This window comes from Rhizobium sp. BK529, from assembly GCF_014194105.1.
In the GTDB taxonomy this organism is placed as follows: Bacteria; Pseudomonadota; Alphaproteobacteria; order Rhizobiales; family Rhizobiaceae; genus Rhizobium.
On sequence record NZ_JACIAU010000002.1, the window covers coordinates 62722 to 76540 of the forward strand.

Here is a 13819-nt window from a genome sequence, read left to right on the forward strand (position 1 = left end):
CTCCTCGAAGCTTTCGCCCCGTACGTCGGCAAGCCGGTACGCAGCGCGCGTGGCTTGCCGGCGACATGCTGTCTCAGACGTCGCCGATGCTTCTCCATGTCGGTCAGTATGCCGGACGGGCCCGAACGGCCCAGCTCTACATACCATCTGAGATTTTTCGAGGGATCGTCTCTAACGGTCGGGAGGCGCTGGAACGTCTGGAGCAACATCCTGACGCCGCACTATTGTTCAGTGATGCCATCATGCCCGGCGGAATGCGCCTCGGTGCGCGCTCAAGGGGCAAAGCTTCGATTTGGTTCTGACGTGTTTTTCGCTTGAACGGCTTCACCACCATTGGGCTATGGCGGTTCGTATCTCATCAAGAGCAAAGAGCTCGGCTGTTGTCAGCGGCTCCCTAACCGGCGCGGCGTTGCGAGGGTCGCGATGCGCCTGCATCGGCCGACGCCGCCGGTGACCCGCGCGGCGCGCAAAACTCATCGCACCAGCTTCTTGCGACGCAGTAGCTCGCGCGGTGCGGAGGTCTGCCAGACGGTTTGGAAGGACTCGACGACATTGTCAGGCGTGACAGGCACGCCCGGTAGCGCCACCCATGCCGGTGGGAGCCGACCGAGCAGCGCCGTCACCGTCGTCGACGCCGCAATCTGGCCTTGCCGAAAGGGTTGCTGGGCAGCGATCGCTACGATGGGGCCGCCTGCGGCAAGCTCGATGGCCGCTTCTCGGCCAAGATCGATGGTCGCGATCGGAATTGTCATTCCGGTTTTCACAGTGGCCTTGGCTGCCGCGGTGGCCGGCGTATCCCAGACCACAAAGAGACCGTCGAGCTCGGGGACCTGCTTCAGAAGCGCTTCGGTGACGGATGCTGCGTCTGACAGGGCCGAGAACCGGCGGATCGTAATCTTCATGTCCGGGCGATTGATCCCCATCCATTTGACGAAGGCGATTTCCCGCTCGTTTGTCGCGAAGAAGTCGGCGTCGTAGCCGAGCACACCTACTTGTGCCCCCTCAGGCAGATGGGGGGACAAGCTCTCCGCAGCCATTTTGCCAAGCCCGAAATTATCGGCGGAAATGAGTGAGACGTAGTCCTTGTTCGGCAAGAGGCCTGTTGGCACGTTGTCGAGCAGTACGAGTTTGATGCCGGCGGCTGCAACACGCTTGTGCGCTTCCGCGACTTTGGCATTGGCGACGGGCAGGGAAATGATTGCATCCGGCCGGTCGCGGACGAGCCGGTCAAGCGCCTGGATCTGCGCATCCGGCGCAAAGGCGCAGTCGGCGACGTCGATAACAACGACCCCACAAGCGCCAAGCGTGCCGACAAGGCCGGCAAGAAGTTGCTTTGCCCAGTCGCTGGACGTCGTGTGGAGGACGATTGCGACCCGGAGCCCTTCAGCTCTTGCGCGCGCCACGTCTTCCGGCAAGAGGAGGACACGTTCGGGTGCTGCCGCACGCTCTCCATGGGGTCCGAGACCGGTGATTGTCATCGCTTCCCCTTTTTCGTTTCAGGCGGGTGAGGTGCTTCGGCCCCGCTGGTCTTTTTCGCAGAGATCCGTCTTTTCAGATCGACAAAGAGAGGGTGGGCCTGCGGTCGGCCCGCCATGATCCATTCCCGCAAGGTCGACGGTGCAAACAGGCCTTCGGCGGCTGTGATCGCGGCGCCGACCAGGCCTGACGAGCTACCCATCTGCGATCGGATGATCTGCAGGTCGCGGCTGACGAGGGGGTGGCAGGCACCGTAAATTGCCTCGCGGGCGGCGGCGAGAAGAATGTCGTTCGTCTGAGCGATCGAGCCTGAGAGAACGATGATCTCAGGGTTCAGCATATTTGCCAGCGTGGCGACGACTTGTCCGATCAACCGGCCACTTTGCGAGAGGATGTCGATTGCGCCGCGATCGCCCATTTGTGCCGCCTGGGCAACTTCAATCGCGGTGATCTGTTGGCCGCGGCGAATAAGATCCGCAATGATCGGGCTTTGACCTCGTTCGGCTGCGCGCCGACCTTCCTCGGCGATTGCATCCGATCCTGCCATTCCTTCGAGCGTACCGATTCTGTCGCCGATGCTGACAGGAACGGAGCCGATCAAGCCTGCGGCCCCTTGCGCGCCGCGAAACAAGCTGCCGTCGCTGACCAGTCCAGCGCCGATGCGTTTTCCGACCTTGATGACGAGCATCGTTTTATGGCCGATGCCGGCACCGGCGCGCAATTCACCCATGGTCATCGTCTCGACACTGGAACGCAGCCAAACTGGCGCGTCAAAGGTTTCGACGAGGCGTTCGACGATCGGAAAGCGCTCCCAACCAGGTAAGGCGGGAGGTGTCGAAAGCTGAAAGGACGTTTCGCTTCCATCGGCAACGGCTCCGGGGGTGGAAATAGATATCCCCCAGAGGTCATGCTGATCGCCCTGACGTTCCACGATCCAGCGAAACAAGGAGGTCAGGCGGTCGCACAGGCTGGATACCGGCTCGGTTAGGTCCGCCTCTTCATGATGCTCCATGATGAGCCGCCCCGAAAGATTCGCAATTCCTACCCCCAACGCCGTCTGATCAAGCGTTGCGACCAGGATGTTGGCGCGATCGGCGGAAAAGCGAACCAGACGCGGTGCGCGCCCACCAGTTGCGGCGCCGAGCTCGCTCTCATCGACAAGGGCCAAATCGATCAACGTTCCAAGACGGTCGGAGACAATGGCGCGGCCAAGCTCGCTCTCGCGTTCGATCTCCTGACGGGTCGTCGAGCGCTCCGTGCGGACCAGGTTGAGAATTTCAACCAAGCTTGGCGCCGCCGTCTCGGATGTCCTGGGACGGCCCTTTTTTCGTACTGCCGCGCCGGCGTCCAAGTCTGCCATAGAGGACATCCAGCCTTCCTTATGAAGTTAGTCGAGCAACTTGATAGATCGCCCTTTTAAGGCGTGCAACAACAAACTTTTGTATTAAATCAGCAAAAGTATGCTAAGTTTTGTTGATATATGGTTGACATCCGTTTTTTCTACGCATATTCCTCGTCGCATCGCTGGCATCGGGAGGAATAGGGATGACGGATTTCAAGCTTGCATATCATGCGAACTGCTGGGGAGACCTTGGTGGCAGCGCCGCCGGCGTGACGTCCATCACCCAGCTTAGCTACCGCACGTTCGGCGACATGCGCCGCGCATTCCACGATATCGCCAGCGCTGGCTATGAAGGCGTCGAACTCTTCGACGGAAACCTCCTCGATTTCAGGGCCGGGGAGATGCGATCACTCCTCGCAGATAACGGACTGGCGCTCGTTGCGACTTATGCCGGTGGCAACTTCATCTTCGACGACATTTTGCCTGAAGAGCTGGCGCGCGTGACGCGTGCTGCCGACCGGGCTGCCGAGCTCGGCGCTCCCCATCTTGTCGTTGGCGGCGGAGCAAAACGCTTCGATGGCGTGCGTGAACCCGACTATCACAAGCTCGCCGCGGCACTCGATCGCGTCAAGGAAATCGCCGATAGCAGGGGTCTTCGCGCCCACTATCACCCCCACCTGTCGACGATCGTCGAGGGTCCGGATGAGGTGGCAAAGATATTCTCCATGACCTCGATCGATTTCTGCCCTGACACAGCGCATCTCGCTGCCGCTGGCGGCGATCCTGCCAAGCTCATCCGCGACCACGCTTCCCGCATCAGCTACATCCACCTGAAGGGATTTCAGAGGGACCCGTTCGCGTTCACGCCACTTGATCGCGGCGATGTCCCGACCGACGAGATCATAGCCGCTATGCGCGATGTCGACTTCAATGGCTGGGTCTGCACAGAACTCGATGCCTGGGCCGATCCGCTGGAGGGCGCAACGGCCAGCATCACCTATCTCAAATCGGCCTGAGGGCCACGATCGGGCACAGGCCCCAAACTCTGGGAGGAGAACATGATCAATAGACGCATGCTGATATGTGGTGCCGCCGCCCTTTTGACGATCGGCCTGAGCGGCCCGGTTTTTGCCGATCCGGACTCGGCGCTGGCAAAGCTGCAGGAAACCGTTTTATCGAAAGGTCCCTCGGGCGAAAGCCCGTCGCCTGCAGCGGATATCAAACTCTCGGATGAAGATCTCGGCAAGATCAAGTCGCTGAACGCGACGGCCGCCATCGTTATGCATTATGGCGGCAACGACTGGTCGCGGGCCCAGATCAACGGTCTGCAGACGCAATTCAAGGCTATGGGCATCAAAGTCATCGCCGTCACCGATGCGGGCTTCAAACCGGAAAAGCAGGTGGCCGATCTGGAAACGATCATGGCGCAGAAGCCTAATATCATCGTTTCGATCCCGACCGACCCGACAGCGACCGCGAAGGCCTATAAGGCTGCCGCCGACGCCGGCGCCAAGCTCGTGTTCATGGACAACGTTCCGGCAGGTTTCAAGGCAGGAACCGACTACGTGTCCGTCGTCTCCGCCGACAATTACGGCAATGGCGTCGCCTCCGCTCATCTGATGGCGAAAGCTCTGAATGGCGAAGGCGAGATCGGCGTAGTCTTCCACGCAGCCGACTTCTTCGTCACGAAACAGCGCTACGACGCTTTCAAGGCAACCATCGCTTCAGATTATCCGAAGATCAAGATTGTTGCCGAGCAGGGCATTGGCGGACCGGATTTCTCCGGTGACGCAGAGAAGGCGGCTTCCGCAATTCTGACGTCAAATCCTAACGTTAAAGGCATTTGGGCCGTCTGGGACGTACCGGCCGAAGGCGTGATTGCCGCAGCTCGCAACGCCGGTCGTGACGATCTCGTCATCACCACGATCGATCTCGGCGAGAACGTCGCGATTTCCATGGCACAGGGCAGCTTCGTCAAGGGTCTCGGCGCACAGCGTCCGTTCGATGCGGGTGTTGTCGAGGCAAAGCTTGCGGGCTACGCGCTTGTCGGCAAGGACGCACCAGCCTTCGTGGCTCTTCCGGCCCTTCCCGTCACGCGCGACAACCTGCTCGACGCCTGGAAGAGCGTCTACTCCACCGAAGCGACGGCCAATATCGAGACCAGCCTCGGGCAATAGTCGGACTGGCGGTGCGGAGGTTTCCTCCGCACCGGTCGTGACAACGACGTGGCGCCTGTGCGCCAGTATTCAGGAGAGAGATAGATGACGAAACTTATGAACGTCGCCATGATCGGCGGTGGCTTCATGGGCAAGGCGCATGCCATGGCCTATGCGTCGATGCCCATGTTCTTCTGGCCCGCGCCGGCCATTCCCCATCGAAAGGTGGTGGTTGACGTGACCGACGGCATGGCCGGTGAGGCCCGCGAACGATTTGGCTTCGAAGAAGCGTCTTCGGACTGGCGTTCCGTCGTCAACCGCCCCGATATCGATGTCGTGGACATCTGCACGCCAAACAATGTCCACGCCGAAATTGCCATCGAAGCAGCAAAGGCCGGCAAGCACATCATCTGCGAGAAGCCGCTCGCCCGCACGGTGGACGAGGCGCGCGCCATGGCAGACGCCGCCAAGAAAGCCGGCGTGATCAACATGGTGGCCTTCAACTATCGGCGCACGCCGGCCGTAGCGCTGGCCAGGAAATATATCGAGGAAGGCCGTATCGGCCGCATCCTGAATTTCCGTGGCACCTATCTGCAGGATTGGTCGGCCGATCCAGATTCGCCGCTTTCCTGGCGTTTCCAGAAGAAAATCGCCGGCTCAGGCACGGTTGGCGACATCGGCACCCATGTCGTCGATCTCGCGCATTACCTCGTCGGCCCGATCGCAGAAGTTATCGCCCTGACATCGACCTACAACAAAACGCGGCCCCTGCAGCAGGGCGGCATCGACAAGCTGGGTGCGGCGGAAAAGGCGACCGATGCTGAACGTGGCGAGGTCGATGTAGACGACGAAGTGGTGTCGATGCTGAAGTTTTCAAATGGCGCGATCGGCAGTTTGGAAGCCACGCGCAACGCCTATGGCCGCAACAACTTCATAACCCTCGAGATCCACGGCACCAGAGGATCGATCCACTTCAATTATGAACGTCGCGACGAACTGCAGGTCATGTTTGCCGACGACCCGGCCGATGCGCGCGGATTTAGAACGGTCTATACCGGCCCGGCCCATCCCTATGGCGGTGGCCTCTGGCCGATCCCCGGCCTCGGTATCGGCTATTCGGAGACGAAGATCGTCGAATGCTACGACTTCTTCTCCGCTATTGCCAAGGGCCGACAGCCGAGCCCGAACTTCGAAGATGGCCTGCTGACGGAACTCGTGGCCGATGCTTTTCTGCGCTCCGGTGAAAGCGGAACCTGGGAGAAGGTGGGATGAACAGCGGCTTGTCCGCGGTCCGGATGACCGGGATTTCGAAGGCCTTCGGTGGCGTGCGCGCCCTTGAAGGTGTCGATTTCGAACTTCTGCCTGGCGAGGTCCACGCACTTCTCGGCGGCAATGGCGCGGGAAAATCCACCATCCTCAAGATCCTCAACGGCGTGCACAGGCCCGATAGCGGAATGATCGTGGTGGCAGGCCGTGCTCTCAGCGCCCATACGCCTGAAGAGTCGCGTGCGGCCGGCATTGCGATGAATTATCAGGAAATGAGCCTGATACCGACATTGACCGTGGCACAGAACATTTTCCTGACGCGCGAAAGCCGCAACGGCATGGGTCTGATTGACGACAGCGAGGCGGAACGCAAGGCGGCCGAGCTCTTTGCGATGCTGGAAGTGTCTGTCGATCCGCGCGCAACCGTCGCCGATCTAGGCGCGGGGCAGAAACAGCTGACCGAGATCGCCAAGGCAATTTCGCAGGATGCCAAGATCCTGGTTCTCGACGAGCCGTCGACTGCGCTTGCGGTTTCGGATGTCGAGCGGCTCTTCGCCTTCCTGAGAAAGCTCAAGGGCAGGGGAGTCGCGATCATCTACGTCAGCCATCGCATGGACGAGATCGCTCGCATTTCCGATCGCGCCACGATTCTGCGCGATGGCCGGCATGTGATCACGGCGCCGATCAGCGAACTGCCCATCGATACGATGATCGAGCATATTGTCGGCCGGCGTTCCATGGGACTGTCCGACGTAGTGCGTGGGACATCCACCTACGGAGACGCGGTTCTGGAGCTTGCTGACGTCAGCGGCATTGATAAGCCGCGGGACATATCCTTCAGGCTGCATCGCGGCGAGGTTCTGGGATTGGCAGGTTTGCTGGGTTCTGGCCGATCCTCGCTCGCCCGCCTTCTTGCCGGCATTGATCCGGCGCGGCGCGGCACCATCCGCGTCAAGGGTTCGACCGTTTCCATCAGGACTCCAACGCAGGCGATCGACGCCGGACTGGCGCTCGTTCCGGAAGCGCGCGCTACGCAGGGTGTCATCCCTGCCCATTCCGTCTCCTCGAACATGGCGATGTCGATGATCTCACGGTTGTCGCGGCTTGGCTTCATGGATGCAGCAGCCGAACGGAAACTCACTGACGAGCAGATCCGGCGGCTGGCGGTCAAGACGGCAAGCCGCGAGCACGCGGTTTCGACGCTGTCTGGCGGTAACCAGCAAAAGGTGGTCATCGGCAAATGGCTGGCGACCGATCCCGATATCCTGATCCTGGACGAGCCGACCGCCGGCATTGATATCGGCTCCAAGGCCGAGATCATCCGGCTTGTCCGCGAACTCGCAGGCGCAGGCAAAGCCATCATCATGATCTCATCCGAATTGTCGGAACTGCTGACCGCATGCGACCGGATCCTCATCATGGCCGACGGGCGCGTCCATCAGGATCTGCCGCGCGAGGCCTTCGACGATCCATCCGTCTCGGTCACGGACCTAGCACACCGGCTCCAGGCCGCCGAACAGCGCCTTCAAATCGAGATTCAGCGGGCCTTGAGGCTCCAGGAGACTTCTAATGCCTAACGCCTTCCTGTCGAACTGGCGCCAGAACATCATCTATATCGGCTTCGTCGTCATCTTCATCGTGTTTGCGGTCGCGCTGAACGACAAAGGCTTCCTCAACATCAACAACCTGCTCAACATCGTCCGGCAGACTGCGATGATCGCGGTGATGGCAATCGCGATCACCTTTGTGCTGTCGGCCGGAGAGATCGACTTGTCCATCGGCGCGGTGGCAGGTCTGGCGACGGTCACGGTCGCGATGGCGATTGCCGTCGGCGGCCCTTTCGCAGGCATTCTGGCGGGCATTGGAACAGGGCTCGCTGTTGGCGTCTTCAATGGATGGCTGACGACGCGCGTCGGCATTCCCTCCTTCCTCACGACCCTCGCGATGATGGGGATCGCTAAGGGCATTGCCATGTGGATCTCGGCGACGGCGGCCGTGCCGATCCTGTCGCCCGGCTATTCCTGGTTCTTCGGCGGCGGCAATATCGGCCGTATCCCGGTCCTGCTATTCTGGATGGTCATTCTCGCCGTAATCGGCCACATCGTCCTACGCCGTACCGGCTTCGGGCGGCGAGTTCTGGCGACGGGGGGAGGCGAGATGGCAGCGCGCTATTCTGGCATCAACACCCGCGACATCAAGTTCAAGGTTCTGGTCATCTCGTCCTGCGCTGCAGCGCTTGCCGGCATGCTTTATGCGGGGCGCCTGCAGTCGGGACGGTTCCAGCTCGGCGAAGGCGACGAACTCTCGGTGATCGCTGCAGCTGTTCTCGGCGGCACCAGCCTGTTCGGGGGCAGGGGAACGGTCGTCGGGACGGTCGTCGGCGCATTGATGATCGGCCTTATCAACAATGGCCTGATCCTAATGGGTCTCGAATTCAGCCAGCAGCTGATTGCCCGCGGCGCCATTATCATCCTGGCGGTCGCCCTCAGCCAGAAACGGAGCTGATCATGACCATCACCATCATCGGAACAGTCGTCAGTCGTCCGGAGACGCGCGACGAACTGGAGAGGCTTCTGGCCGCCCAGGTGGAGCCGACGCGCAATGAGCCGGGCTGCATCAACTATGATTTCCATGTTGACGAGGAAGACGAATGCACGTTCGTCTTCTATGAGAACTGGTCCAGTCAAGCCGACCTTGATGCCCATATGAACATGCCGCATCTGGCGCCGCTGCTAAGCCAGCTCGATAGAATGCTCAGAGAACCGATATCGATCCGGCACTTGCGAATGATAAGTTCGCTTAAGGGCGGAGGAGACGAGCAATGATCGAGGAATACTGATTGAGCATCAGGTCACAGAACTATGGAGCCGACCGAACGCTGTAGACGGCAACCAGACCGCGTCTCCCTGAACGCCTTGCTCGAGAAGTTCGCATTTTATTAAATATGTCGGGAAATACTCCGCTTCGAGGGCGATCTAAATCTGGACAAGCGAGTTCATCTCGTGACCACGAAGCGGAGACTGCCATGTATCAGCGTACGGTTCTCATCGTCGAAGACGAGTTTCTCATCCGAATGGTGCTCGCAGACACGGACAAGGGCTACGATGTGATCGAGGCTGGAAACGCCCTTGAGGCGGTGGCCATCCTGGGGCAGCGGAGGATCGACGCCGTCGTGACGGACGTCGACATGCCCGGAGGCCCCAGCGGGCTCGATCTCGCCAGGATGATCTCGTCCATCCATGTGAACGTGCCAGTGATCATAACGTCGGGCGGACATTGTCTCCGGGCCGAGGACCTGCCGGGTGACGCCGTCTTCGTTCCCAAGCCCTACCGAATGGACGTGATCGCGGCGATGGTCGGGGAGATGACCGATCGGTGTCGTTTGAAGCGAGTATCAAAGACGGCTCGTTACGTTTGATACCGGACAAGCCGATGCGGCTTCGCCTGTCGATATTATCCCTGAAGTCACCCCGGTCGACAAAGCCCAATCCCCGCCGCTGACCGATATGAGAACGGCTTGCAGGTTCGTCAGTTCGACTGCGCCTCGCAGAGCGGGATTGGCTTGGGCGGCGGAGCAGGATGGTCCTTTTCGTATCGGACGATCAACGGCCCAAGCTTTTCCTGGCTCCAGAACCGAGGTGTACCGATTTGCTTCAAGCAAGCAGCATTCCAATAAGGCCCAGCTTGGCTGGAGGACTTGACCTTTGAAATCGCCAGAATGTCGCGGGATTCAGGATAGATGTAGAGAGTGGTCGGATTGTCCTTGACGGCGGATAGTACCTGCGGAGCTTCTGCCGGAGACCAGGTTGTGCAGCCGTTGCTGCGGCCGCCGGCATAGTTGACGAATTTACCAAGCGGCACGTAGCCCTGGTTGTTCGCATAGGGGCTATTTGGCTTCTTCTGCATGCATATGCCTGAAACCAGAGCTGCCGGATGCCCCCCGATGGCACGCTCTCTGGCATTTGCCGTCTCTCCGATACCCTCGAATTGCACAAAGGAACGTGTCAGAAAGGACTGCTGACCGGATGAGGAGCGATAGTAACCTTTAAAGGAGGTTTTGATTTCGCTGGTGAGATAGGCGCCGCCCGCCGTCAGATTGGAACCCAGCGCATTGCCGAAATTCTTCGCGCATTCGCGCCCGTTGGAAAAGTCTGCCACGCCCGGCAGGTTGCGTCCGCTGCCATGGCCGGACGAAATCACCCGAAATGTCTGATCAGCCTCGCAGATCATATAAAAACGGCCGCCTGACTCGCCGCCGGTCAGATCGTTCGGGCGGGTGGCGTCCATTGCGAAATAGCAGGAGTTCTTCACCTTCCCATCGGCGACTTTCGACAGATAAAGGGCGCGCGCCCGCTGCAGGACGGGAAGGGCGATCTGGCCGTTGCCTTCGCCGACGTGGGCGCTAAGCCAGTCCGGAACTTGGGGCGCTCGCTCGGCGGTCGCAGCATGTGCCGATGCTGACGCGATGCCGAAGATAGCAAAAGACCTGACTATGGTTACAAGCCGAGATCCGGATATCACTGGAGTTCCTCCTGAAAAGCATAAAGGATTTGCGGCGAGCGGGCCACGGAACCGCGTATGACCGGCAATCCACGAATACGCTCATGCATCATGGTTTCGAAAGGCTTAACAGCGCACCTCTAATCGCGTGGCAACGAGTTGCGAATAATCCGTACCGGTTGGGTCATTGAAGAACAGGGTGGTCAGCATCGCCTGGTTTTCCGCGAGAATTTCCTTCGAATCGGGCCTGACGATCTTGCGCGTGCAGCGATCGAAGCCCGTCCCCGTCGTCTTCAAATCGCTGTCATCAGCGAAATCGAGAGCGGTATACAGCGTGGGGTCGTAGACCCCGAAAACGATCAGCCCCTTCAAGGGAGTTTTAACAGTCGGCTTCTGCACGAAAGACAGGGTCAGCATTCCGTCTTCATAAGCTGCGTGCATAACCTCCGGTTTCTCGAGCGTAACGGCTTTGCCGCCGATTGTGATACTGGTGTAGTAATTATACTGCGCGAGCGATTTTTGAACCGTCTTGGCGACGGCGGCAAGCTCGGGTGGATCAAGGGTCGAATTGCCATTCTTGTCGAAATCGAGAAGCACGGACGAGGAGAAAACCTCGTCGAAATGCCAAACGTCGCGCACTTCGCTCAAGCCTCCGTCGGCGCCCGCCACTGCCTCGAACTTGGCATCCACGAAGATATGGGGATGCGCCAAGGCAACAGCGGGCATCGCTACGGCGGCAACCAGAATTGCTCGAGAGGTTCGGCGTGCAGAGGCCCTGGAGGTCATTTAACGTGAATCAGCTGAAATTGCGCCCGATTTAAGTTCGATCTGCTTGCAGGCCCAGCGGCGAAAGCTGCGTCAGTTTATAACAACTGATCGCACCTCGTCGACCTCAGCTGTAGCCGACGGGCGCACGTCGGCTAGAAAGCGACGCCGATCGGATCGTCATTTCAGCCGGCATAGGTCAGAATAGTGGTTCGATTGCCACTCCCACCCACGCAACGAGTGCGGACATGTCCTCCAAAGACCCCCTTCTGCAGCCGTTTCAACTCAAGCATCTGACGTTGAAAAACCGCGTCATGTCGACCGCTCATGAGCCGGCCTACTCCGAAAATGGCATGCCGACGGATCGCTACCGGCTCTATCACAGGGAAAAGGCGAAAGGCGGTATTGCGCTCACGATGACAGCGGGATCGGCGGTCGTCTCGTCCGATTCCCCGCCGTCCTTCGGCAATCTCCATGCCTATCGAGACGAGATCGTGCCCTGGCTGAAGAGACTCGCCGACGATTGTCACGAATACGGTACGGCGGTCATGATTCAGCTCACGCATCTCGGTCGGCGTACGGGCTGGAGCCGGGGCGATTGGCTGCCGGTGCTGTCGGCTTCGCCGATCCGCGAACCGGCGCACCGTGCCTTTCCGAAAGAGGCCGAAGACTGGGACATAAAGCGTATCGTTGCCGACTATGCGAGCGCTGCACAGCGCATGCAGGAAGCCGGCCTCGACGGCATCGAGATCGAGGCCTATGGACATCTACTGGATAGTTTCTGGTCGCCGGCGACCAATCGGCGTGAAGATGAATTCGGCGGGTCGCTCGACAACCGCATGCGCTTTTCCGTCATGGTCACACAGGCGATCCGCGAGGCGGTCGGGCCAGATTTCATTGTCGGCATGCGTCTCGTCGCAGATGAGGACTGGGAGAAGGGATTGACACGCGAGGAAGGCGTGGAAATCGCCTCACGATTTGCGCGATCCGGTGACATCGATTTCCTGAACATCATTCGCGGTCATATCGACCACGATGCCGCACTCAACGAGGTCATTCCGATTCAGGGCATGGCATCTGCTCCCCATCTGGACTTTGCCGGCGAGGTGAGGGCGGCAACCAGGTTCCCGGTCTTTCATGCCGGGCGCATCGGCGACGTGGCGACAGCCCGTCATGCGATCGCCGAGGGAAAGCTCGACATGGTCGGTATGACACGCGCCCATATCGCCGACCCGCATATCGTGCGCAAGATCGTGGCTGGCGAGGAGGCGCGCATCCGACCCTGTGTTGGCGCTACCTACTGTCTCGACCGGATCTATGAAGGCGGAGAGGCGCTGTGTATTCATAATGCCGCGACTGGTCGCGAAGGGCAGATCCCGCATGAGATTGCCAAGGCGCCTCTCCGTCGCAAGGCCGTCGTGGTCGGTGCCGGACCGGCCGGTCTTGAGGCCGCACGCGTGCTTGCGGAACGTGGGCATGCAGTGGATGTTCTGGAAGCGACCGGAAGGGCAGGCGGACAGGTCAATCTTCTCATCCGCAATCCCCGGCGCAAGGAGATGATAGGCATCATCGATTGGCGGCTATCGGAGTTGGAGCGGCTGGGTGTCAACATGCACTATGATGTCTATGCGGAGGCAGGTGATGTTCTCGGCCTTGAACCCGACCTCGTTGTCATTGCGACCGGAGGCATTGCGCAACAACCCGAACTCGATGCCGGCGATGAACTCGTGACCTCCTCATGGGATATCCTTTCAGGCGGCGTCAGGATTGCGGACGCGGTCCTGCTTTTCGATGATAACGGTGGACATCCGGGCATGTCGGCCGCCGAAGTGATCGCTAGAAGCGGCGCCGAGCTCGAACTCGTATCGCCCGAGCGGTTTTTCGCGCCCGAGTTGGGAGGCATGAACCACGTGCCCTACGCCCGAACCTTCGCAGAACACAATGTCAGGGTTACCATCAACACGCGCCTCAAATCTGTGCGGCGCAACGGCAACGTCCTTGTCGCTGTGCTCGGATCGGATTTTGCAGACGGCGCGCAGTGGGAGCGACGCGTTTCCCAGGTCGTTGTCGAGCATGGCACGCTTCCCAATGATGGTCTCTATCGCGAGCTGAAACCCCTTTCGCGAAATCTTGGAACCGTTGATTATGCCGCCCTGATCAATCGTCGGGCGGCCCTGCCGAAGCTCGGTAATCAGGGACGCTTCGATCTCGTGCGGATCGGTGATGCGATTTCGAGCCGCAACATCCACGCCGCTATTTATGACGCTCTGAGATTATGTTCGTTGTTTTGAGGTCTTCGCGATTGCCTTGCTTT

At 59.8% G+C, this 13819-nt stretch carries 12 protein-coding genes; 8 read left to right on the forward strand and 4 right to left on the reverse strand.

Annotated features, from left to right (window positions below):
• Positions 1-473: 473 nt before the first annotated feature.
• Together FHX08_RS17455 and FHX08_RS17460 are read right to left on the reverse strand one after the other, a co-directional pair.
• Positions 474-1478 (reverse strand): substrate-binding domain-containing protein, encoded by a 1005-nt coding sequence (locus FHX08_RS17455; RefSeq protein ID WP_132654487.1) that lies wholly within the window; start codon positions 1476-1478, stop codon positions 474-476.
• Positions 1475-2761: an ROK family protein gene (locus FHX08_RS17460; protein ID WP_246698337.1), complete on the reverse strand. Its 1287-nt coding sequence runs from the start codon at positions 2759-2761 to the stop codon at positions 1475-1477. Before FHX08_RS17460 ends, FHX08_RS17455 begins: the two co-directional genes overlap by 4 nt.
• A 260-nt stretch (positions 2762-3021) precedes the next feature.
• On the opposite strand from FHX08_RS17460, the gene FHX08_RS17465 reads away from it, so the two are divergent.
• The 7 genes from FHX08_RS17465 (at position 3022) to FHX08_RS17495 (ending at position 9658) form a co-directional block, all read left to right on the forward strand.
• Positions 3022-3834, forward strand: a complete 813-nt coding sequence (locus FHX08_RS17465) for a sugar phosphate isomerase/epimerase family protein (RefSeq protein WP_132654491.1) — start codon at positions 3022-3024, stop codon at positions 3832-3834.
• Between the two features lie 42 nt (positions 3835-3876).
• Complete coding sequence (locus FHX08_RS17470) at positions 3877-4995, forward strand: substrate-binding domain-containing protein (protein ID WP_132654493.1); 1119 nt, start codon at positions 3877-3879, stop codon at positions 4993-4995.
• 84 nt (positions 4996-5079) lie between these two features.
• Positions 5080-6246 carry a Gfo/Idh/MocA family protein gene (locus FHX08_RS17475; protein ID WP_132654495.1) on the forward strand — a complete coding sequence of 389 codons (1167 nt, stop codon included), beginning with the start codon at positions 5080-5082 and terminating at the stop codon, positions 6244-6246.
• Positions 6243-7817: a sugar ABC transporter ATP-binding protein gene (locus FHX08_RS17480; RefSeq protein ID WP_132654497.1), complete on the forward strand. Its 1575-nt coding sequence runs from the start codon at positions 6243-6245 to the stop codon at positions 7815-7817. Before FHX08_RS17475 ends, FHX08_RS17480 begins: the two co-directional genes overlap by 4 nt.
• Entirely contained in the window at positions 7810-8745 is a 936-nt protein-coding gene (locus FHX08_RS17485; protein ID WP_132654499.1) for an ABC transporter permease, read from the forward strand. The genes FHX08_RS17480 and FHX08_RS17485 overlap by 8 nt, the downstream gene beginning before the upstream one ends.
• 2 nt (positions 8746-8747) lie before the next feature.
• Positions 8748-9065, forward strand: coding sequence for a putative quinol monooxygenase (locus FHX08_RS17490; RefSeq protein ID WP_132654501.1), 318 nt, complete (start codon positions 8748-8750; stop codon positions 9063-9065).
• 200 nt (positions 9066-9265) lie between these two features.
• On the forward strand, positions 9266-9658 hold the full coding sequence (locus tag FHX08_RS17495; protein WP_132654503.1) for a response regulator: 393 nt from the start codon (positions 9266-9268) through the stop codon (positions 9656-9658).
• A 110-nt stretch (positions 9659-9768) separates the two neighbouring features.
• Here FHX08_RS17495 and FHX08_RS17500 read toward each other — a convergent pair whose 3' ends face one another.
• On the reverse strand, positions 9769-10761 hold the full coding sequence (locus FHX08_RS17500) for a hypothetical protein (protein ID WP_132654505.1): 993 nt from the start codon (positions 10759-10761) through the stop codon (positions 9769-9771).
• A 105-nt stretch (positions 10762-10866) separates the two neighbouring features.
• Positions 10867-11526 carry a DUF1007 family protein gene (locus FHX08_RS17505; RefSeq protein ID WP_132654507.1) on the reverse strand — a complete coding sequence of 220 codons (660 nt, stop codon included), beginning with the start codon at positions 11524-11526 and terminating at the stop codon, positions 10867-10869.
• A 227-nt stretch (positions 11527-11753) separates the two neighbouring features.
• Here FHX08_RS17505 and FHX08_RS17510 point away from each other — a divergent pair, with 227 nt between their 5' ends.
• Positions 11754-13796 (forward strand): NADH:flavin oxidoreductase, encoded by a 2043-nt coding sequence (locus FHX08_RS17510; RefSeq protein WP_132654509.1) that lies wholly within the window; start codon positions 11754-11756, stop codon positions 13794-13796.
• Positions 13797-13819 lie beyond the last annotated feature (23 nt).

Bases quoted from the DNA above. Each gene is read 5' to 3' on its own strand.
- FHX08_RS17455 (WP_132654487.1), bottom strand. From the start codon at position 1,478: ATGACAATCACCGGTCTCGGACCCCATGGAGAGCGTGCGGCAGCACCC.
- FHX08_RS17465 (WP_132654491.1), top strand. From the start codon at position 3,022: ATGACGGATTTCAAGCTTGCATATCATGCGAACTGCTGGGGAGACCTT.
- FHX08_RS17470 (WP_132654493.1), top strand. From the start codon at position 3,877: ATGATCAATAGACGCATGCTGATATGTGGTGCCGCCGCCCTTTTGACG.
- FHX08_RS17475 (WP_132654495.1), top strand. From the start codon at position 5,080: ATGACGAAACTTATGAACGTCGCCATGATCGGCGGTGGCTTCATGGGC.
- FHX08_RS17480 (WP_132654497.1), top strand. From the start codon at position 6,243: ATGAACAGCGGCTTGTCCGCGGTCCGGATGACCGGGATTTCGAAGGCC.
- FHX08_RS17485 (WP_132654499.1), top strand. From the start codon at position 7,810: ATGCCTAACGCCTTCCTGTCGAACTGGCGCCAGAACATCATCTATATC.
- FHX08_RS17490 (WP_132654501.1), top strand. From the start codon at position 8,748: ATGACCATCACCATCATCGGAACAGTCGTCAGTCGTCCGGAGACGCGC.
- FHX08_RS17495 (WP_132654503.1), top strand. From the start codon at position 9,266: ATGTATCAGCGTACGGTTCTCATCGTCGAAGACGAGTTTCTCATCCGA.
- FHX08_RS17505 (WP_132654507.1), bottom strand. From the start codon at position 11,526: ATGACCTCCAGGGCCTCTGCACGCCGAACCTCTCGAGCAATTCTGGTT.
- FHX08_RS17510 (WP_132654509.1), top strand. From the start codon at position 11,754: ATGTCCTCCAAAGACCCCCTTCTGCAGCCGTTTCAACTCAAGCATCTG.